Annotated in this window: 22 protein-coding genes; 12 read left to right on the plus strand and 10 right to left on the minus strand. The window is 67.9% G+C overall.

The features are described from left to right. Window positions 1-89: 89 nt before the first annotated feature. Window positions 90-425 carry a hypothetical protein gene (locus ACIA12_RS36860; protein WP_396371985.1) on the plus strand — a complete coding sequence of 112 codons (336 nt, stop codon included), beginning with the start codon at window positions 90-92 and terminating at the stop codon, window positions 423-425. Between the two features lie 73 nt (window positions 426-498). Continuing rightward, window positions 499-822 (plus strand): plasmid stabilization protein, encoded by a 324-nt coding sequence (locus ACIA12_RS36865; RefSeq protein ID WP_396371986.1) that lies wholly within the window; start codon window positions 499-501, stop codon window positions 820-822. 26 nt (window positions 823-848) lie between these two features. Here the strand turns inward: ACIA12_RS36865 and ACIA12_RS36870 are convergent, their stop codons facing one another. Both ACIA12_RS36870 and ACIA12_RS36875 read right to left on the minus strand, forming a co-directional pair. Beyond that, window positions 849-1721 (minus strand): alpha/beta fold hydrolase, encoded by an 873-nt coding sequence (locus tag ACIA12_RS36870; protein ID WP_396371987.1) that lies wholly within the window; start codon window positions 1719-1721, stop codon window positions 849-851. A gap of 1 nt (window position 1722) precedes the next feature. Continuing rightward, on the minus strand, window positions 1723-2688 hold the full coding sequence (locus tag ACIA12_RS36875; protein ID WP_396371988.1) for an iron-containing redox enzyme family protein: 966 nt from the start codon (window positions 2686-2688) through the stop codon (window positions 1723-1725). On the opposite strand from ACIA12_RS36875, the gene ACIA12_RS36880 reads away from it, so the two are divergent. Next, entirely contained in the window at window positions 2687-2938 is a 252-nt protein-coding gene (locus ACIA12_RS36880; protein WP_396371989.1) for a CDGSH iron-sulfur domain-containing protein, read from the plus strand. The genes ACIA12_RS36875 and ACIA12_RS36880 overlap by 2 nt on opposite strands. A gap of 10 nt (window positions 2939-2948) precedes the next feature. After that, window positions 2949-3566 carry a UdgX family uracil-DNA binding protein gene (locus ACIA12_RS36885; protein WP_396371990.1) on the plus strand — a complete coding sequence of 206 codons (618 nt, stop codon included), beginning with the start codon at window positions 2949-2951 and terminating at the stop codon, window positions 3564-3566. Here the strand turns inward: ACIA12_RS36885 and ACIA12_RS36890 are convergent. Continuing rightward, entirely contained in the window at window positions 3555-4520 is a 966-nt protein-coding gene (locus tag ACIA12_RS36890) for a TIGR03557 family F420-dependent LLM class oxidoreductase (RefSeq protein WP_396371991.1), read from the minus strand. The genes ACIA12_RS36885 and ACIA12_RS36890 overlap by 12 nt on opposite strands. 108 nt (window positions 4521-4628) lie before the next feature. Between ACIA12_RS36890 and ACIA12_RS36895 the strand changes: the two genes are divergently transcribed. From ACIA12_RS36895 to ACIA12_RS36920, 6 genes are read left to right on the plus strand one after another with little or no spacing between them, the layout of a single operon-like run. Further along, a complete protein-coding gene (locus ACIA12_RS36895; protein WP_396371992.1) occupies window positions 4629-5069 on the plus strand; it encodes a hypothetical protein in 441 nt (146 codons plus the stop codon). Then, window positions 5066-6295: an NRAMP family divalent metal transporter gene (locus tag ACIA12_RS36900; protein WP_396371993.1), complete on the plus strand. Its 1230-nt coding sequence runs from the start codon at window positions 5066-5068 to the stop codon at window positions 6293-6295. The genes ACIA12_RS36895 and ACIA12_RS36900 overlap by 4 nt, the downstream gene beginning before the upstream one ends. Beyond that, window positions 6292-6591, plus strand: coding sequence for a hypothetical protein (locus tag ACIA12_RS36905; RefSeq protein ID WP_396371994.1), 300 nt, complete (start codon window positions 6292-6294; stop codon window positions 6589-6591). The genes ACIA12_RS36900 and ACIA12_RS36905 overlap by 4 nt, the downstream gene beginning before the upstream one ends. Next, on the plus strand, window positions 6578-6922 hold the full coding sequence (locus ACIA12_RS36910; RefSeq protein ID WP_396371995.1) for a hypothetical protein: 345 nt from the start codon (window positions 6578-6580) through the stop codon (window positions 6920-6922). The genes ACIA12_RS36905 and ACIA12_RS36910 overlap by 14 nt, the downstream gene beginning before the upstream one ends. A 43-nt stretch (window positions 6923-6965) precedes the next feature. After that, complete coding sequence (locus tag ACIA12_RS36915) at window positions 6966-7661, plus strand: ANTAR domain-containing protein (RefSeq protein WP_396371996.1); 696 nt, start codon at window positions 6966-6968, stop codon at window positions 7659-7661. After that, entirely contained in the window at window positions 7661-8401 is a 741-nt protein-coding gene (locus ACIA12_RS36920) for a GAF and ANTAR domain-containing protein (protein WP_396371997.1), read from the plus strand. Before ACIA12_RS36915 ends, ACIA12_RS36920 begins: the two co-directional genes overlap by 1 nt. A 4-nt stretch (window positions 8402-8405) precedes the next feature. On the opposite strand, the gene ACIA12_RS36925 is transcribed toward ACIA12_RS36920, so the two are convergent. Both ACIA12_RS36925 and ACIA12_RS36930 read right to left on the minus strand, forming a co-directional pair. Continuing rightward, on the minus strand, window positions 8406-9122 hold the full coding sequence (locus ACIA12_RS36925; RefSeq protein WP_396371998.1) for a GAF and ANTAR domain-containing protein: 717 nt from the start codon (window positions 9120-9122) through the stop codon (window positions 8406-8408). A gap of 21 nt (window positions 9123-9143) precedes the next feature. Then, window positions 9144-10265, minus strand: coding sequence for a MalY/PatB family protein (locus tag ACIA12_RS36930; protein WP_396371999.1), 1122 nt, complete (start codon window positions 10263-10265; stop codon window positions 9144-9146). A gap of 75 nt (window positions 10266-10340) precedes the next feature. Here ACIA12_RS36930 and ACIA12_RS36935 point away from each other — a divergent pair, with 75 nt between their 5' ends. Further along, entirely contained in the window at window positions 10341-10529 is a 189-nt protein-coding gene (locus tag ACIA12_RS36935) for a hypothetical protein (RefSeq protein WP_396372000.1), read from the plus strand. A gap of 5 nt (window positions 10530-10534) precedes the next feature. Here the strand turns inward: ACIA12_RS36935 and ACIA12_RS36940 are convergent, their stop codons facing one another. The 5 genes from ACIA12_RS36940 to ACIA12_RS36960 all read right to left on the minus strand — a co-directional run bounded on the left by ACIA12_RS36940 (window position 10535) and on the right by ACIA12_RS36960 (window position 16743). Then, complete coding sequence (locus ACIA12_RS36940; protein ID WP_396372001.1) at window positions 10535-11434, minus strand: hypothetical protein; 900 nt, start codon at window positions 11432-11434, stop codon at window positions 10535-10537. A 77-nt stretch (window positions 11435-11511) separates the two neighbouring features. Continuing rightward, window positions 11512-13416: a heparinase II/III family protein gene (locus tag ACIA12_RS36945; RefSeq protein ID WP_396372002.1), complete on the minus strand. Its 1905-nt coding sequence runs from the start codon at window positions 13414-13416 to the stop codon at window positions 11512-11514. A 228-nt stretch (window positions 13417-13644) separates the two neighbouring features. Then, complete coding sequence (locus ACIA12_RS36950) at window positions 13645-14469, minus strand: carbohydrate ABC transporter permease (protein WP_396372003.1); 825 nt, start codon at window positions 14467-14469, stop codon at window positions 13645-13647. A 1-nt stretch (window position 14470) separates the two neighbouring features. Beyond that, window positions 14471-15394, minus strand: a complete 924-nt coding sequence (locus ACIA12_RS36955; protein ID WP_396372004.1) for a carbohydrate ABC transporter permease — start codon at window positions 15392-15394, stop codon at window positions 14471-14473. Then, window positions 15391-16743 (minus strand): extracellular solute-binding protein, encoded by a 1353-nt coding sequence (locus ACIA12_RS36960; RefSeq protein ID WP_396372005.1) that lies wholly within the window; start codon window positions 16741-16743, stop codon window positions 15391-15393. The genes ACIA12_RS36955 and ACIA12_RS36960 overlap by 4 nt, the downstream gene beginning before the upstream one ends. A gap of 76 nt (window positions 16744-16819) precedes the next feature. Here ACIA12_RS36960 and ACIA12_RS36965 point away from each other — a divergent pair, with 76 nt between their 5' ends. Further along, window positions 16820-19198, plus strand: coding sequence for a glycoside hydrolase family 3 N-terminal domain-containing protein (locus ACIA12_RS36965; RefSeq protein WP_396372006.1), 2379 nt, complete (start codon window positions 16820-16822; stop codon window positions 19196-19198). The last annotated feature ends 3 nt before the right edge of the window (window positions 19199-19201 follow it).

The raw sequence follows: 19201 nt of genomic DNA on the forward strand, positions 1-19201 counted from the left end.
CTCCAGCGGCGCGATTTGAGTACGCCGAGCGCGTAGCGCCGCGCCTTCGGTTGACGGTGGGGGAAGGCAACGGGGAGGGTGGGGAGTTGATGATGAGGCCATGGGGGATGCGCATGGGTGGTGGAGCCCGGATCGACCTGTCTGTGGTCGATGGCGGTGGAGCGGTGGTGGCTGTGGCCGGGATGATGGACATTCCGGTTGCCATGGCCCTGCGCCGGGTGCTGCTGGAGGCGGCGGAGCTGCGGGCGGGGGCGCTTCGGCTCCGGCTGGACATTCCGGTCAACGGAGCCGAGTTGCTGGCGCAGATCCTGCGGGACGCGCAGGCGAAGTTCCGGGCCAAGGGGCGCAAGTTGGTGGTCGCGACGCCCAATCCGGCGGTGGCGAAGTTGCTGGCCGGCGCCAATGTCGCGGCGGAGCTGGAATAGGCCGGTACCAGCGTCGCTGATTGCCTCTCGCAAGCTCGGGTACCGGGGCCCGCAGGATGAGAGGAGAACCACCATGCCCGCAGGATCGAGCAAGAAGCGTGAGCGGCAGTACGAGCACATCAAGGCCGGGCTGAAGGAGCGTGGCCGCAGCGAGGACGTCGCCGAGGAGATCGCGGCGCGCACGGTCAACAAGGAGCGTGCCCGCTCCGGCGAGGCGAAGCAGAAGAGCAGGACGTCGACGGATGACATCTCGTCGAGCCGGCGCGGTGGGCTGCGGTCGCACAGCGGGTCCCAGGGGCGGACCAGGGACCAGCTCTACAACGAGGCCAAGCACAAGAACATCAAGGGCCGCTCCAAGATGACGAAGGCCCAGCTCGAGAAGGCCGTCGGCCGCTAGCGCAGCAGGCTCGACCGCAACAGGCTCTACTGCAGCAGGAAGGCCCGGAGGCTTCGGACGAGGTCTTCCGGGGCGTTCTCCGCGACGTGATGGGTCGAGTCGATGCCGTGGCCGACGATCTGCGGGCACCACGGGTGCCAGACCTCGAGCGGATTGCCGTAGATCTCCTCCATGTCGTCACGCTCCGACCACAGCATCATCGTCGGGCAGGTGATCCGGCGGCCGTCCGCGCGGTCCTTCTCGTCGGCCTGACGGTCGATGCCGAGGCCGGCGCGGTAGTCCTCGACCATCGCGTGGACCGTCGCCGGATTGCGGATGGCGGCCAGGAAGTCGGCGTGGTTCTCGGGGCCGAGTACGTCGGGGCCGTTCGAGGTCCAGGCGTTGTACCAGGTCTCGGGATCGGCGCAGATCACCCGCTCGGCCGGCTTCTCGGTCTGGGCGAAGAACCACCAGTGCCACCACATCGCGGCGAACTTGTCGGTGCACCGCTCCAGCGCCTCGACCGCCGGTACGCCGTCCATCACCACCAGCTTGCTGACCCGCTCGGGGTGGTCGAGCGCGGTCCGGTATGCGACGTACGAACCGCGGTCGTGCCCGACGACGGCGAACTGCTCATGGCCGAGCTCCGTCATCAGCCGTGCGACATCGCCGGCCATCGCTCGCTTCGAGTACTGCGTATGCGCCTCGTCCGCGGCCGGCTTGTCCGACTGGCCGTAACCGCGCAGGTCGGGGCAGACGACCGTGAACTCGGAAGCCAGGGCAGGAGCGACCTGGTACCACGTGGTGTGCGTGCGGGGATGGCCGTGGAGCAACACGACGGCTGGCCCCGACCCGCCGTGGCGGACTCGGAGGCTGACCTCACCGACGTTGATCCGGTCGAGTTGGAAACCGTCGAACATGTCAGCTGGCTACCTTTCGTCGGGGAGAGTCCCAGCGGGACAGGAGTTGCTGGGCGAACAGGTTGTCCAGGCCCAGGCAGCAGGCGGCTCCGAAGAGGATGTCGGGAACCGAGTCGGGGTGGTCCGCGGCGTAGCTGTCGCAGAGGTCGTGGGCGGCAATCTGCTCGTGGACCGCATCGGCTTCGACATGCTCGGTGAAGTAATGGGTGGCAGCCGGGTCGGCGCCGAGGCGGGTCGCGCCGGCGGCGTACCGGCGGTTGGGGAGGGTTGAGGTCATCTCCAGCGCGGCCAGGTGGCCGACGAGGGCACCGGTCCAGCGGCGGTGGAGGCCGAAGTACGACATCACGTTCGAGAGCGCGAGGGTGACGGCTGGTACGTCGGGGACGTAGCGGCCGTAGCTGTCGTCGAGGTCCAGCCAGCGCATCGTCGTACGGAAGAGTTCCGCGTGCATCCGTTGGGGGCGGCCGCCGCCGTACTCGTCGGCCTGGATCTCCACCAGGGCAGCTTTCGTGGCGCCGTCGAGGCGGGGGATGCCGAAGCTGTGCGGGTCGGCCTCCTTGAGCTGGTAGACCGACCTGTTGAGGACGAACTCCCTGAACTCGTCCAGCCCGGCCCGGCGCTGCAGGTACGCCGCCAGGGGCGGGCCGTCGTCGCTGTCGATCAGCTCTCGCAGCAGTTGCGAAGGCTTGCCGTCGACGGCACGCCAGTACGTCATCCGCAGCCAATCGGACCAAGGGCGCTCCAGCGACGCGCGGAAGCCGAGCACGTCGAGATCCCACTCCGCTTCGGGGGCGACGTCGTCGAAGCCCCGGTAGTGGAGTTCGTAGCAGCACCAGAGCGCCAGTTGGAGATCCTCGTCCGCCCACGGCGCGTCCGAAGTGACCGGCGGGCAGGGTGTGTTCGGCTCATCACGCAAGTGGCTGATCAGCCAACCGCTCAACGGCCCACGGGCCGGGGGAAGGTGCATGGAGGGTCTCCTTGACGGCTTCGTACCGGGTAGCGCTGGGTACCGGTACCCCGTGCATAACTTCGATATCGCCGAGATCCAGGCGTATGAGGACGGGCCGTTGATTGTCCGGGGCAACTTCGAGCTCCGCGACGAGAACGGCGAGCTGATCGACCCCGGCCGCGGCACCATCGCGCTGTGCCGGTGCGGCAAGTCCGCGCTGAAGCCGCTGTGCGACGGCACGCATACGCTGATCAGGAAGCGGCGTTAGGAGCAGACTGATGGAGAAGTTCCCCGGAGCGGAGGAGTGGGTGCCCGCGCGAGGCGGGCTGCCGAAGGTGGCGGAGCGCCTGAAGGACTGCCGGGGCTGCGATCTGTGGGAGGACGCGGAGCAGGTCGTGCCCGGCGACGGGCCGGCGAAGGCCCGGATGATGCTGGTCGGTGAGCAACCCGGCGATGTCGAGGACAAGGAAGGCCAAGTGTTCGTCGGGCCGGCCGGGCGCTTGCTCGACAAGGCGCTGGAAGCGGCCGGGATCACGCGGGACAGCGTCTACATCACCAACGCGGTGAAGCATTTCCGGTTCGAGCGCAGGGGCAAGCGGCGGATCCACAAGACGCCCGCCGTCGGGCACATCGTTGCCTGCGGCCCCTGGCTCGCCCGCGAGCGGGAGATCGTCAAGCCGGAGCTGGTGGTGGTCCTCGGCGCGGTCGCCGCTCGGGCGTTGCTCGGTACCGGCTTCAAGGTGACCGAGCATCGAGGCGAGCCGGTCGAGCTGCCGGACGGGACCGCCGCCGTGGCGACGGTCCATCCGTCGTCTGTCGTCCGTTCCGAGGAGTACCGCCGTGACTTCGGGCTCTTCGTCGACGATCTCCGGGCGGCGGGCGCGCTACTTGCCTGAGCGGCGCAGCTCGGGCAGGACCTCGTCGCGGTACATCTTCATCATGTCGATCGAGTGCGGTCCCATGTTCGCCACGTAGATCTCGTCGAAGCCGGCCTCGACGTACGGCTTGAACGCCTCGAGGTGGTCGTCCGCCTTCGGTCCGGCGGCCACGGACCCGGCCGTCTGCTCCTTGGTCACCAGCTCGCTGGCCTGCTCGAAATGCCGCGGTGATGGCAGTACCTGGGAAAGCTCACCCGGTACGCCGGCGTTGCGCCAGATCCGGTGCGCCTGCTCGACGCCTTCCTCGGCGGTCGGCGCGTAGCTGACCTTGAAACCGGCCTGGGTGGGCTTGTCCCCACCACCGTTCTTCCGGAACCGCTCCAGCAGCTCCTGATCCGGCGAGGTGGTGATGTAGCCGTCGGCGATCCGGGCCGCGACGTCGGTCGCCTCAGGGCCGAAGCCGGACATGTAGATCGGCAGCGGCGAGTCCGGCCGGGTGTAGATCCGCGCGGTGTCGACGGTGTAGTGCTTGCCGCGATGGTTGACGAAGCCGTCCTCGGTCCACAGCCGGCGGATGATCTCGACGGCTTCCTCGAGCATCTCCAGCCGGACGTCGACGGTCGGCCAGGCGTCGCCGAAGATGTGCTCGTTGAGCGCCTCGCCGGTACCGATCCCCAACGTGAAGCGTCCGTTCAGCAGTACCGCGCTGGTCGCCGCTGCCTGGGCGATCACCGCGGGATGGATCCGTACCGTCGGACAGGTGACGGCGGTCGTCACGGGCAGCTCGCACACCTGCGAGATCGCCCCGATCGTCGACCACACGAACGCGCTCTGCCCCTGCTCGTCGTTCCAGGGGTGGAAGTGGTCGCTGATCCACAGGCCGTCGAAGCCGGACTCCTCGGCCAGCCGGGCCTGTTCGATCAGCTGCGCCGGGGTGTACTCCTCGCTGGACAGGAAGTAGCCGATCTTCACGTTCGCCTCCAAGAGTTCGTCGATAGGCCCCCGGTTCCCACCGTCGCGATCGCTACGCATACGCCCGGGTACCAGCCCGGTAGTACGACTAACGGACGGGAGCCAGGGGTGCGAAGGGTCATCGGGTGGTGCGGGATTGGTTGCCTGGTCATCGCGGTCACGGCCGGATGCGGCGATCCGGATCAGCAGTTGCGCTCGGAGGGCGCGCGGTCGGCCCGCGAGGCGGCGTCGGCGGCCGCCACCGCGGAACTGGCCGGTCGATCGTTCCTCGACCACAAACTCTGGTCCCAGCCGGCCACCCAGCTGGTCAGCGAGTCCGAGAAGGCCATCGGCAAGGTCAGCAGCACCTTCGACCAGCAGCAACCCAAGACCCGGGCCGCCCGCAAGACCTACGACCAGATCTCCCAGACGCTGGACGATGCCTCGGGCAACATCACCGATCTGCGGATCGCGCTGACGAACGGGGACGAAGGCGGGGTGGCCGAGCTGGTGAAGGAGTTGGCCGACACCACCGAGGGGCTGCGCCGGCTCGGGGAGACGGCGAAATGAAGAAGGTCTTCGCCGTCACGCTCGGCATCCTGACCGCGATCGGCGGCTTCGTCGACATCGGCGACCTGGTCACCAACGCCCTGGTCGGCGCCCGGTTCGGGATGCGGCTCAGCTGGGTCGTGGTGCTCGGCGTGATCGGGATCTGCCTGTACGCCGACATGTCCGGCCGGATCGTCGCGGTGTCCGGCCGGCCGGTGTTCGACCTGATCCGGGAGCGGCTCGGCCGGCGTACCGGGCTGGTCGCGCTGATCGCGTCGTTCCTGGTCACGCTGCTGACCCTGATCGCGGAGATCGGCGGTGTCGCGCTCGCGTTTGAGCTGGCCAGCGGAGTGAACTACCTGCTGTGGGCGCCGCTGGCCGCGCTGGCGGTCTGGCTGGTCGTCTGGCGGGTCAAGTTCTCCAAGCTGGAGACGGTCTTCGGGCTGATGGGGCTGCTGCTGATCGTCTTCGCCGTCGCGCTGTGGAAGCTCGGCCCGGACTGGGGTCAGCTGGTGCACCAGGCAACCAATCCGCACCCGACCGGTCACGAGACCTGGGCCACCTACGCGTACTACGCGATCGCGCTGTTCGGGGCCGCGATGACACCGTACGAGGTGTTCTTCTTCTCCTCCGGCGGCGTGGAGGAGAAGTGGACCAGGCGCGACCTGGTCACCGAGCGGTCGAACGTGTTCATCGGCTTCCCGCTCGGCGGGCTGCTGTCGCTCGCGATCGCCGGCTGCGCCGCGGTGCTGTATCTGCCGGTGGGCATCCAGGTGGAGACGCTCGGCCAGGTGACCCTGCCGGTCGCCGTTGCCCTGGGCAAGCTCGGGCTGGCGATCGTGCTGATCGGTGTGTTCGCGGCCACCTTCGGGGCGGCACTCGAGACGTCGCTGTCGTGCGGGTACACGATCGCGCAGTACTTCGGCTGGCAGTGGGGCAAGTTCGTCCGGCCGCGGCAGGCGTCGCGGTTCCACCTGGTGATGATCATCTGCCTGCTGCTGGCGATCCTGACCCTGATGACGATGGTCGATCCGGTTCTGGTCACCGAGTACTCCGTGGTGTTCGCGGCGATGGCACTGCCGCTGACCTATCTGCCGATCCTGATCATCGCCAACGATCCCGACTACCTGCGCGACCAGGTGAACGGCCGGGTGCGGAACGTGCTCGGCCTGATCTACCTGGGGTTGTTGCTGGTGGCATCGATCGCGGCGATTCCACTGATGATCATCACGAAGGCGGGGCGATGACCGTGGCCGGCAAGGTGCTGCATGCGCAGTTGCATCTGCTGAATCGGCAGCTGATCGACCAGGCGACAGGAGCGTTGCTGGGCAAGGTCGACGACATCGAGCTGGATCTGCAGGCCGACCCGCCGGTGGTCTCGGCGCTGATCTCCGGGCGGGAGCGGATTCCCGCGCTCCAGGTGATGGAGATCGACACGGCCGTCAAGATCGTACCTGGCGAGGTGAACCTGACCCGGGGCGACGACTGGGTCGAGCGGCACATCATCGACAAGATCCCCGGAGCCGGCCATGCGCCTGAATGAGTTGCTCGGCAGAAGCGTTGTCGATCGCCATGGAGAGCGGATCGGCGGGGTGGCGGACGTCCGGCTGGTCCAGGACGGGCCGCTTCCCGCGGGTGGCGGTCAGGCGGCGCTGAGGGTGGACGGGCTGATCGTCGTCGAGCGGCGCGCGACCCAGCTGTTCGGCTACGAGCGGCATGTCGGGCCGGCGCTGCTGCGGGCGCTGGTTCACAGCAGGCTGGGCGAGGTCTGGTACCTGCCCTGGGGAGACATTGAGCGGATCACCGACCAGGCGGTCGAGCTGTCGGCCGGCCGGGCGGAACTCCGGCCGTTGGAGGAGATGGCCCGGTATTGAGCGTCGCCGTGACCGTACTAGCCGGAGAGCGTAGGTTGAAACCATGACAGACCGTGCGGCGATCCTCGCCCGGTTGGCGCGGCTGGTCGCGGACAGGGCGCGGGAGCGGCATCTGGCCGAACGATTGTGCGAGGCGAGCCGGCTGCTGCTGAACGTCGACGCGGCCTCCATCACGGTCAGCAACGACAGCTCGAACCGGATCACGCTGGCCGCGACCAACGAGGTCGCCGCGCGGCTGGAGGATCTTCAGGACGTACTGGGCGAAGGACCCTGTCGCGACGCCTACCGGACCGGTACCGCGGTCCGCGTGTCCCTGGACGGCGAGGCGGCTCAGCGCTGGCCGGAGTTCACCCGGGCGGCACGCAGCTCAGTGGGGGTGGTCTCCATCTATTGTTTCGCCATGCGACCGGCCGCGCAGGTGTTCGGCACGCTGAGCCTGTACCTCGAACGGGCGCCGGAGATCGCTGAGTCCGACGAGACGGCGCAGTTCATCGCCGACGCGGTCGGGGCCGCGTTGCTCCGGGACCCGAGCGCGGGCGACGGCATCACCGACAGCGGGGCCTGGTCGTCGCGAGCGGGGATCCATCAGGCGACCGGGATGGTGGTCGCACAGCTGGGGATCAGCCCGGACGACGCGCTGGCGATCCTGCGCGCGCACGCCTACGCCGATGACGCCACGCTGGCCGAGATCGCCCAGCTGGTCGTCCACCGGCGGCTCGACTTCTCCCGAGGAGACTGATGACGACTCCCGATGACCCGGCCCGGGAAGGCCGGGCGGCCACCGCCCTGCACGAGCTCGCCCTCGCCGCGTCCACGCTGACCGGCGATCATGACGTGATCGGCGCGACGACGTCACTGCTGGTCGGCTGTGTCCGGGCGACCGGAGCAGCCGCGGCAGGTCTGGTGATGGAGCGACCGGTCGACCGGCGGCTGGAGCTGCTCGCGTCGACGAGCCATCGCGCCGAGGAGCTCGAGTTGTACCAGCTGCAGGTCGACGAGGGGCCGTGCGTCGACTCGGTGAAGCAGGCCGAGCCCGTCGCGGTCGACGGCACGGAGCAGCTCGCCGCGCGCTGGCCGGCCCTGTCGCCGGCGTGCCAGCGGGCGGGGTTCGATGCTGTCCACGCGGCTCCGCTGATCTGGCAGGGTGCGGCGCTGGGTGCGATCAACCTTTTCTTCGCCGGCGGCCTGCCGGACGACGAGATCGGGGAGATCGCTCAGATGTTCGCCGACCTGGCGACGATCGCGGTCGTCCACTCCGGCCGGCTGAGCGCCCAGGACGTGATCGAACGGTCGCGGGTGGCGCTGGACGAACGGATCGTGATCGAGCGTGCCAAGGGCGTGCTGGCCTACACCGAGGACGTCCCGGTCGACGAGGCCTTCGACATCCTGCTGGCCCTGGCGGCCGAACGGGGCCGGCCGCTGGGCGAGGTGGCCGTCCAGGTCATCGACGAGGCCTACAACGGCCGGGTCCACGACTGAAACGTCAGCGGGGGAGTTTGCGGGTGTCGATGAGTTGCTGGGCGACGTCGCGGAGTTTGGTGTTGGTGTCCTGGGAGTAGCGCTTGAGGATGGCGAAGGCGCGGTCGCCGTCCACGTCGAAGCGTTCCATCAGGATGCCCATCGCCTGGCCGACGAGTTTGCGGGCGTCGACCGCCTGGGCCATCGTCTCTTCGTGCCGGGCGACGGCCACGGCGACGGAGGCATGCCGGGCGAGGATGTGCGCGATGGCCTCGTCGTCCGCGCCGAAGGCGTCCGGCTCAGGGGAGTACAGGCCGAGTACGCCGATCGCCGCGCGGGTGCCGTTGCCGGTGGCGAGGGGGACGTCGAGGACGCTGCGGACACCGAGCGCGGCGACCTTGTCGGCCCATTTCGGCCAGCGGTCGTCGGCGTGGGTGTCGCGGATCAGGACCGTCGCGCCGCTCTGCAACGTGGTGATCAACGGGCCGGACTCGCTCTCGATCTGAAGGCTGTAGACCTCCGCGACCGTGGAATCGGTGACGGCGGCGACCTCCAGCTTCCGGCGGCCGTGGAGCACGACCCCGGCGTGGGTCAGCCTCAGCGCCTGCAGGGCGAACTGCACCACGGCGTCGATGGTCTCTTCGACACCCGGAGCGTCGTGCAGCTCGATGGCGAGGCGCGCGAAGGTGTCGGCGGCCGACTCGTCCGCACCACCCCTGCCATCGTTCTGAGACTGATCCATGCCGAAAGTATGCCAACAAGGTCAGGAGATCGCGCCGGACATGCGGGTGAGCATCTCGGTGAGCAGTTCGTCGCCGGTGCCGAAGTTCAGCCGGACGAAGCTGGTCGCGGCCGGGTCGTAGCTGTGGCCCGGACTGAGGGCGACCTTGGCCTGCTCCAGGAAGAAGCCGGCTGGGTCGTCGCCGAGGCCGGCTCCGGCGCAGTCGAGCCAGGCGACGAAGGTGGCCTGGGGACGCGCCCAGGTGATGCCGTTGGGGAGGTGGTCGCCGAGCAGCGTGCGGTTGTGGTCGAGCTGGCGCAGTACGTCGTCGAGCCACTCGTCGCCGTCGGTGAAGGCGGCTTCGGCGGCGAGTACTCCGAGGATGCCGACCTGGTCGTTGGTGAACGGCAGCCGCTTCACCAGGTCCTGCGCACGGTCCGACGCGGTCACCACGAGCGCCGCCTTGAGACCGGCCAGGTTGAAGGCCTTCGAGGCTGAGGTCAGTGAGATGCCGCAGGACCGGGCGGCGTCGGAGACGTCGAGCCAGGGCGTGTGTTGCGCGCCGGGCAGTACCAGCGGTGCGTGGATCTCGTCGGCGAGCACCCAGGCGCCGTACTGCGCGCAGAGCTCGGCGATCTGGGTGAGCTCCGAGGGCGGGAGCACCCGGCCGGTGGGGTTGTGCGGGTTGGGCAGGATCAGGATGTCGAGGCCCTGCTGGAGCCGGACGGCCAGGGCATCGAGGTCGAACGAGCCGTCGCTGCTGAGCGGGATCGGTACCAGCGAGAAGCCGGCCGCCGGGAGTTGCTGGAGGAAGGGTGGATAGGTCGCGGTGGCGAATCCGATCGATCCGCCAGGTGCGATCAGCCGGCACAGCTCGATCAGCCCGACCATCACGTCCGGTACGAGCGTCAGCCGATCGGGGTCGACCTTCCAGTCCAGTCGCCGCTGGGCGAATCCGGCGAACGCGGTACCGAGCGAAGACGGCACTCCTGAGGTGTAGCCGAGGTCGCTGCGGCCGATCGCGTCCCGAAGTACCGCCGCGATCGGCTCGGCCAGCTCGAAGTCCATCTCCGCCACCGTCGCGGAGATCACCCCGTCGCCATGCCCGAACCACTTCTCACTGCGCCGCCGCTGCAACTCCTCCAGTGCTGGTACCCGTGGCATGGTCCGACCGTACCTCCTGATTGCCGTTGGTAACCGCGGGTACCAGGGCCACAACGGCAATCAGGAGGTAGTGCGATGAGCAACGACACCATCCCGCCGATCTCGCCGACGGGTCCGGGCAGCGATCCGGACGAGAACCCCGACCTGATCGACCCCGGAACGGAGAACCCGGACATCGGGCTTCCGCCTGGCGACGACAGTCCGCTGTCGATTCCGGCGCCGACACCAGCTGAGGATCCGGACGAGCAACCGTCGCAGGAGTGAAGGTGCTACTGGCCTCGTAGGGTGTCGTTCCGCGGGGTGTAGCGGAAGTAGTGCGGGTCGGTGAAGGTGCCGGGGACCTTGCCGAGGTTCTTGATGACCGTGGCGGTGCCGTTGACGTGGGCCATCGAGTACAGGGTGGCCGACTGGGTGTCGCGGTCGATGCCGAGGATGAGGGAGCCGGCTCCGCAGGGGGCGGCGATCAGTTGCTCGAAGACCTGCCAGGTGGAGGTGCGCAACGTGGTGCCGTACGTCGACATCGGATAGGTGCCGAAGACCATCACGGTCATCAACCGGCCGGCGCGGTTGTTGAGCAGGTAGATGTCGTAACTGAACTCACGGGCGATCAGTGTCATCGACTTGGCCGCGCTGAGACCGCCGATGCCACCGGTACCGTGCCAGCCGGTCTCATCCAGCGTCCAGCGCCTCAGAAAACCGCTGGTGTCCTGGGCGTAGAGCGTGGTCCGCCTGGGCTCGAGCGGGTCGACCGGGTTGTGGATCGACTCGTCGATCCAGCGGAACGCCGACCAGCCGCCACCGATCCGGCTCTCGGTGACCGGGTGCGCCGGGTCGACCTGACCGTTGGCGAGAGTGGAGTATGCCGTTGAGTACAAGGCGTTTCCGTGAACGGTCAGGCCGGATCTCGCGGCGCCGGTCCCGCTCGGGATGTTCCGGAAGGTGCTGATGTGCTGGATCGAACCCGGCTGGTACACGCCAGCCGTCGTGGTCACCGCCCCTACGGTGACCGGCGCCGTCGCGGTGATCGTGCGGGCGGTCTGAGCTCCTGCCGCGGTGACGGAGCCGAGGTTGAGCGAGCAGGTGGTGGCGGCTTGCGCCGGCACGACGGTGGAGCAGAGTGCGAAGGTCAGTGCCGCGGCCCCCGCCAGGCTGATGGTTTTGGTGCGCATGATGGATCCCCTCCCAGGTTCCACGAGAGCTCCAATGTGGCCCTCGCCACATTAGAAGCCGCTCGCGGACCGGAAGTTCACTTCAGCCGGGTCAGGGTGCCGTCGGCCTGTACTGCGATGGTTGTGTGCAGGGTGCCGACGGTGAGGTCGATCAGGTAGGTCGAACCGGTCGTGCGGGTCTGGTAGCTGACGAGAGCCTTCGAATCGGCCGGAACGATGAGGGACAGGATCGTCGCGGACCTGCCGTTGCGGTGGAAGGCGACCGTCGGAGCGGGCAGCTTCTGCGTCGCTTTCGGGAAGTGCCAGCCTTGAACCGGGTCGTCCTGGCCCTGCTCGACGGTGATCGCGTTGCTCGGAAGGTCAATGGAATAAGGGATCTGCAGCAGGACGGTCTTGACCTTGTCGCCCGGCTTCTGCGCGACCGCTTGAGTCGGTGAGGTGACCGTCACCTGCTGGCCCTCGGCCAGGTGCCACAGGGTCTTGAAGGTCTGGTCGTTGTCCGCGGTCGCCCGGTCCAGCGTGACGATCAGGTCCGGGTCCTTCAGTACGAGAACCGAGCGGTTGCGCGTCATCCCCGGCGCGGGCTCGTCGGAGAGTTCGTAGAACTCCGACGTCGGCTGGATCGCCGAGCGGACCAGCTTCGTCTCGACCCGATGGCCTTCCATCTCGGGGCTGGTCAGCACGTTGTGCGCGGCCTGGCTGTGCACCCAGTCACGCCACTTGTCCCGCTGGTATCCGGAGTGCCCGCCGTCGATCAGGATCTGCCGCCCATGCGAGGTGTAGGTGAGCGACATGTGGTCGTCGTGCCCGTGCAGGGTGGGCGCCGGCCCGAACCTGAGGCTGTACGTCGATTCGAGCGCGAGCGGCCGCTTCTCGCCCCACCCGGTGTGCCCGAAGATGTAGCCGGCGTCGTAGATCCCGACCCGCTCCTTCGGGTGGTGACCGGGAACCTTCAGCGCGTCGATCACCTCGGAATCGCCGAGCTGGTGGAGCTTGCCGAGCGAGTCGGTGGCCATCACCAGCCACTTCGCGAGCGCCGCGCGACGGGTGTCGATGTTGGACCCCGGGTCGGCGCCGCACTCCTTCAGAGCCTTCGCCGCCCGCCCCCAGAGCGAGTAGTTGAACTGCGCGTACCCGGTCGACTGCTCGTTGGTCGAGCCCTGCTCGTCGATCGCCTCGGTGATCGCCCGGGCCAGCCGGCGCTGGGCGAGCTCCTTCAACGGTTCGCGGCCGAGCGTGCAGCCGATCCCGAACATCGCGATGCTCTCGTCGGTGCCGTGGTTGCCGGGTCCGCCGAAGTTGATCTCCATGAACCGGGCGTGGTCCAGCAGCGCCTTGTCCAGCCACGCGTAGCTCGCCGGAAGGGTCTTCACCTTCAATCCGGACAGGATCGCCTGCCGGGTGCAGATCAGCACGTTGGTGCGGTGCATCGTCGCCTCGTGCGCGCCGACGTCGACCTGCCAGTCGTACGGGTTGTCGTTCACCCAGTCGTGGACGATCGTCGTCACCCGCGCCATCGCCGCCTTGTCGCCCTTGCCGGCGGCCTTGATGCCCTGGCCGAGCCAGCGCAGCGAGTGCAGCCACATGTACCAGCTGGGCTGGTTGTACGGGTTCGAACGCCAGTTGATGTCGCCCTTTCCGTTGCCCACCTGGTACGCCGGATAGACGCTCCACTTGAACTTGTCCTGGTAGAGCCCGGACAACGGGTTGGGAGTCTCGACCCCGCTGAAGCCGGGGCAGGTGTACTTGTCGGCGGGAGCCGATGCCGGCTTGCCGGGCTTCGGTGGAGTGCTGAGGTTGGTGGAGCTCGGAATCGCCCGCACCACCGTCTTCGGCTCGCCGGGGTGGAAGGAACGCTGGGGTGAGATCGTCACCGTGACCAGGGCGATCACCACGACGACGACCGCCGCGGTCAGGAGCGGCAGCCGCTGCCGCCGGACCTGCCGCAGGGCGTGCTGAAGTCTGTGCCGTCGGGGCGTCATTGCCGTCCTCACTTCGCTCTCGGGTCTTGACTATTCAGGTCTAGACCGGTATTGAGGGCGGGCGTTGCCCCGGAAAAGGTCTGCTGTGGTTTGCGAGCCGAAGGCGTGCGGCTCTACCCCTATAGATGTCCGGGAGGGGCCGAAATGTTGGGTCCGATCGGTCACGAAACAAAAAAGAACCGCCGCCCGGTCCGGGCGGCGGTTCAGGTGGATCGGTGCCTGATGCAATTACCTGCTGAAGCCGGCGGTCAGGCCACTGAGCAGCTGGCGGCGGCCGAGGGCGTAGAGGATGACGATCGGCAGGGTGGTGAGGACGACGGAGGCGAGGACCGCCGGGACGTTCACGGAGAACTGGCCCTGGAAGGTCCACAGGGCCAGTGGCAGGGTCCGCTTCTCCGGGCTCTGGGTCAGGATCAGCGGGAGCAGGAAGCCGTTCCAGACGCCGAGGCCGTTGTAGATGCTGACCGTGACGAGCGCCGGCCGGGTCAGCGGCAGGGCGAGGGTGCGCAACATGCCCCACTCGGTGGCGCCGTCGACGCGCATCGACTCGAACAGCTCCTTGGGCACGTCGCGGATGAAGTTCGTCAGCACCAGCACCGACAGCGGGATCGAGAACGCGATCGACGGCAGGATGATCGCCAGCAGGCTGTCGTACAGGTGCATCTTGATGATCAGCAGGTAGACGGGGATGATCGTCGCCTGCAGTGGGATCGCCAGGCCCATCAGGAACAGCCCGTTCACGCCGGCCAGGAATCGGCTGCCGGCGCCCCGGACGATCGCGTACGCCGCCATGAAGGCGATCGCGACGGCGGGCAGGATGGTGCCGGCCGTGACGATCACGCTGTTCACGAAGTACCGCGGGAAGTCGGACTCGATCACCAGTTTGTAGTTCTCGGTGGTCGGGTCGGCCGGCAGCGCGAACGGGTTCTGGGAAAAGAAGCCGGCCTGGTCCTTGAAGCTGGTGATGACGATCCAGTACAGCGGGATCATCACGATCAGCAACCACAGCCAGCCCGCCGCGCCGCCGAGCCAGTTCCGCCGGATCAGCCGCATCTCACGCACCTTCCTGCTGGCTGGCAGTCGTGCTGCCGCCGAGTCGTCGCAGCAGCAGGGCGAGCGCGAGGCCGATCAGCACGAGCAGCACCGCGATCACGCTCGCCGGACCCATCAGGTTCGCCTGGAAGCCGCGTTTGTACATGTCCAGCGCGAGCACCCGGGTGGCATCCCCTGGGCCGCCCGCGGTGAGTACGAAGATCAGGTCGAAGAAGGTCAGCGAGCCGACCACCATCAGCGTCGACGAGGTGATGATCGTGTACTTGAGCTGGGGCAGCGTGATCGAGAAGAACTGCCGGACCCGGCCCGCGCCGTCGATCGAGGCCGCCTCGTACATGGTGGTCGGGATCTGCCGGACGCCGCCTTGGTAGATCAGCGAGTGGAACGGGATGAACTGCCAGGACACGACGAAGATCACCACGCCGATCGCGAGGTTGGACTTGCCCAGCCAGTCCTGGGCGAGGAAGTCGAGATGCAGGCCGGCGCCGAGGCCGAAGTTCGGGTCGAGCAGAGCCTTGTACGTGATGGCGATCGCGGCCGAGCTGAGCAGCAGCGGGACGAAGTACAGGACGGCGAGGAACGCGCGGTAGCGCTGCCGGCCGGCCAGGAAGACGCCGAGCAGCAGGCTCATCGGCGTCTGCACCGCCCACGACAAGATCATGATCTCGAACGTCACGAACAGCGAGTGCGGCAGCGCCGGATCGCTCAGAACCGAACGCCAGTTGGAGATTCCGGCGGTGTGAATGGCGCCGAGGCCGTCCCACTGGGCGAAGCTGAGCAGCAGTACTCCGGCCAGCGGGACGACCCCGAACACCGTGAAGATCGCGAGGGCGGGGAGGGCCATCCACGCGACCGATCCGCTCCGCCCGGCGTGCGAGCTGGTCCGCCCGGCAGCCCGGACGACGGACGGAGCGGCCGCCGTCACTTGCCGATCACCCCGTTCATGCTGTCCGCGAACTGCTGCGGCGAGATCGACAGCTGGAAGAGTTTGGCGATGTTGTCGAGCAGCGTCTCGGCCGCGGCCGGGCTGAGCGCCTGGTCCCAGGACTGGGCGAAGTTCTTCGCGTTCGCCGCGGTGTCGTAGACGAACTTCAGCCACGCGGCGTCGTTCGGGTCGGTGATCGACGAGAGCTTGTCCTTCGCGCTCTTCACCACCGGGATGCTGCCGGACTTCACCCAGGCGTCCACCGTGGCGTCGTCGAGGGTGTTGTTGGCGATGAACTTCTTCGCGATGTCCTTGTCGGCCTGGCTCGCCTTGGAGGAGATCGACATGTACTGACCCGGGTTGCCGACGGTGTCGCTCGGGTCGCCCTTGCCGCCCTCGTAGGGCGGGAAGTTCATGTAGCCGAGGTGGCCGCCGGTGACGAAGTCCTTGCCCGAGGCCTTCATGCCGCCGTAGGTCCAGGCGCCGTGCAGCATCATCGCGGCCTTGCCGGTGTAGAGCAGGGCCTGGTCGGCGTTGGAGTCGGCGGTGATCGAGGAGAAGCCCTTGATGAAGCCGTTCGCCTTGATCAGGTTCTGCATCTCCTCGAGCGCCTTCAGCGCGGACGGGTCGGACCAGCCGTCCTTCTTGCCGTCGAAGATGTTCTGGAAGACCTCGGCGCCGCCGATCCGGTCGAACAGGAACTCCAGCCACATCATGTTGGTCCAGCGCGACTGGCCGCCGAGCGAGAACGGCGCGATGCCGTTCTCGTTGAACCTGGGCACCAGCGACATGATGTCCTGCCAGGACTTCGGCGGCTCGGCGCCGATCTTCTCGAACGCGCGCTTGTCGTAGAACAGCACGATCGGCGTCACGGTCTCGCCCGGCACCGCGTAGATCTTGCCGTTGACGGTCGCCGCCGTGAACGCGGACGGGAAGATCGAGCTCTTCAGCGCGGCCTGGTCCTTGTTCAGCCAGTCGGTCAGGTCCTCGACCTGGCCCGCTTCGACGTACGCCTTCAGGCCGCCGCCGCCCCAGCCCCAGATCAGGGTCGGGCCCTGGCCGGCGCCGATGGCGGTCTTGATCTTCTGCTTGAACGCGTCGTTCTGGAACTCGGTGGTCTTGATCTTGGTGTCCGGGTTCGCGTCGTTGAACCGCTTGACCTGGCCTTCCCGGATCGTCTGCTGAGGCTGACCGGTGAGGAACCAGTAGGTCGCGCCGCTGCCGGTGGCAGCGGCGCCGGAGGAGCTGCCAGAGCTCTTGGGGCCGGAGGTGCCGCAGGCCGAAAGCCCGGCCGCTATCGCGGCGCTGCCGGCGGTCAGGCGAAGGAAGTTGCGCCGAGAAGTCGTCATGTTTCGTAACGTAGATTTCGGGAGTATTGCTGTCAAGAGCTTGAATAGCTCGCGTTTGTGGGTGAGATTAAGCGTTATGAGCCAGCCGTCACCAGCGAAACATTTCGAAAACCAGCCTTGGCGCGACACTGCACTTCCGGCCGAGAAGCGGGCCGACTTGTTGTTGCAGGCGATGACGCCGGCCGAGAAGGTGGCGCAGCTCGGCAGTCGCTGGGTCGGCAACGACATGGCCGGCGGTGACCTCGCCGGGTCGGAGAAGCCCGCCGAAGAGCCGCTCAACGTGGCGCCGATGCAGGACGTCTTCGCCGCGGGTGGCTCCGTCCCGCTGGCGGAGGCGAGCCGGCACGGTCTCGGTCAGCTCACCAGGGTCTGGGGCAGCGTTCCGCTCTCGGTCTACGAGGGCAAGGCGGAACTGCTTCGTCAGCATCGCGTGGTGCTCGACCGGTCGCGGCTCGGCGTACCGGCGTTGGTGCACGAGGAGTGTCTGACCGGGTTCACGACCTACGGGGCGACGGTCTATCCGACGGCGCTGGCTTGGGGCGCGACATTCGATCCGGCGCTGGTGGAGCGGATGGCGGCGGCGATCGGACGGGACATGGCCGCGGCCGGGGTTCACCAGGGGCTGTCGCCGGTGCTCGATGTCGTGCGTGACTACCGGTGGGGCCGGGTCGAGGAGACGCTGGGCGAAGACCCTTATCTGGTTGGGATGCTGGGGTCGGCGTACGTGCGCGGGTTGCAGAGCTCCGGGGTGATCGCGACGCTGAAACACTTCGCCGGGTACTCCGCCTCGCGCGCGGGACGCAACCACGGGCCGGTGTCGATCGGGCGGCGGGAGTTGCTGGATGTCATCTTGCCGACCTTCGAGATGGCCATCGCGGATGCGGGGTCGGTGATGACCTCGTACGCCGATGTCGACGGCCTTCCCGCTGGAGCGGACTCGTGGCTGTTCACGCAGGTGTTGCGGGACGAGTGGGGATTCACCGGGACGGTGGTGTCGGACTACTGGGCGGTGCCGTTCCTGGCCAGCATGCACCGGGTGGCCGCCACGGCTGAAGACGCCGGTGCGCTGGCGCTTGCCGCAGGCACCGATGTCGAGTTGCCGGACACCATCGGGTTCGGTGCGGGGCTGGTCGAGCGGGTCGAGTCGGGCGAACTGTCCGAGGATCTGATCGACCGCGCTGCTCGCAGAGTCCTGCTGCAGAAGGTGCGATTGGGGCTGCTCGATCCTTCGTGGACGCCGGAAGGGTCGCTCGGGCAGTGCGATTTCGACTCTGCCGAGAACCGTGCGCTGGCGCTGGAGATCGCCGAGCGTTCAGTGGTGTTGCTCGACGCCGGTACCGCGCTGCCGTTGGAACGCCTGTCGCCACAGCGGGTCGCGGTGGTCGGGCCGTGTGCGGGAGACCCGAGGACGTTCATGGGGTGTTACGCCTTTCCCAACCACGTGTTGCCGCGCTATCCGGAGCGGGGCATGGGGATCTCGGTGCCGACGCTGTTCGATGCCCTGAGCAACGAGATTCCAGGGTGCGTCTACGAGCAGGGGAGCGCCGTGCTCGGAGATGACCGGTCCGGGTTCGCCGCTGCCGTCGAGGCCGCGCGCGACGCGGATGTGGTGATCGCGTGTGTGGGGGATCTGTCCGGGCTCTTCGGTCAGGGATCCTCTGGTGAGGGATGCGATGCGGAAGATCTGCGGCTGCCCGGAGTACAGGCTGAGCTGGTCGATGCCTTGCTCGAGACCGGTACGCCGGTAGTGGTGGTGGTCGTGTCCGGACGGCCTTACGCGTTGGGTGAGATCGCTGGACGGGCTGCCGGATTGGTGCAGGCGTTCTTTCCTGGGCAGGAGGGCGGGGCCGCGATCGCCGGCGTGTTGAGCGGGCGGGTGGTGCCTGGCGGGAAGTTGCCGGTGCAGATTCCGCGGAACGTGGGTGGACAGCCGGGAACGTACCTGCAGCCGGCGCTCGGGAGTGTGGAGAGCGCGGGCATCAGCGGGCTGGAGGCGGTGCCGCTGTATCCGTTCGGCTACGGCTCGTCCTACACGACTTTCGAGCTTGACGGCTTGACGTTGAGTGCTGAGGAGATCGCGACCGATGGCTCCTTCGTCGCCACGGTGCGGGTGCGGAACACGGGCGCTCGGCGGGGTGACGAGGTGGTGCAGCTCTACCTGCACGACGTGGTGGCGCAGGTGGCTCGGCCGTTGAAGTTGCTGACCGGGTTCGCCCGGGTGTCGCTGGATCCGGGCGAGGCGGTCGAGGTGGCGTTCGAGGTGGACGCGGACCGGACGGCTTACAGTGGGGCGGATCTGCGCCGCATCGTCGAGGCGGGCGAGCTCGAGGTGCTGGTGGGGACTTCGTCGGCGGACCTGCCGTGCCGTGCGGTTGTCCGGCTGGTCGGTGCGACGCGCGTGGTGGGGCACGATCGTACGATGGTCACCCCCTGTGAGATTCGGAGAGCGTCGTGAGGA

Source organism: Kribbella sp. NPDC051620, from assembly GCF_044453825.1.
In the GTDB taxonomy this organism is placed as follows: domain Bacteria; phylum Actinomycetota; class Actinomycetes; order Propionibacteriales; family Kribbellaceae; genus Kribbella.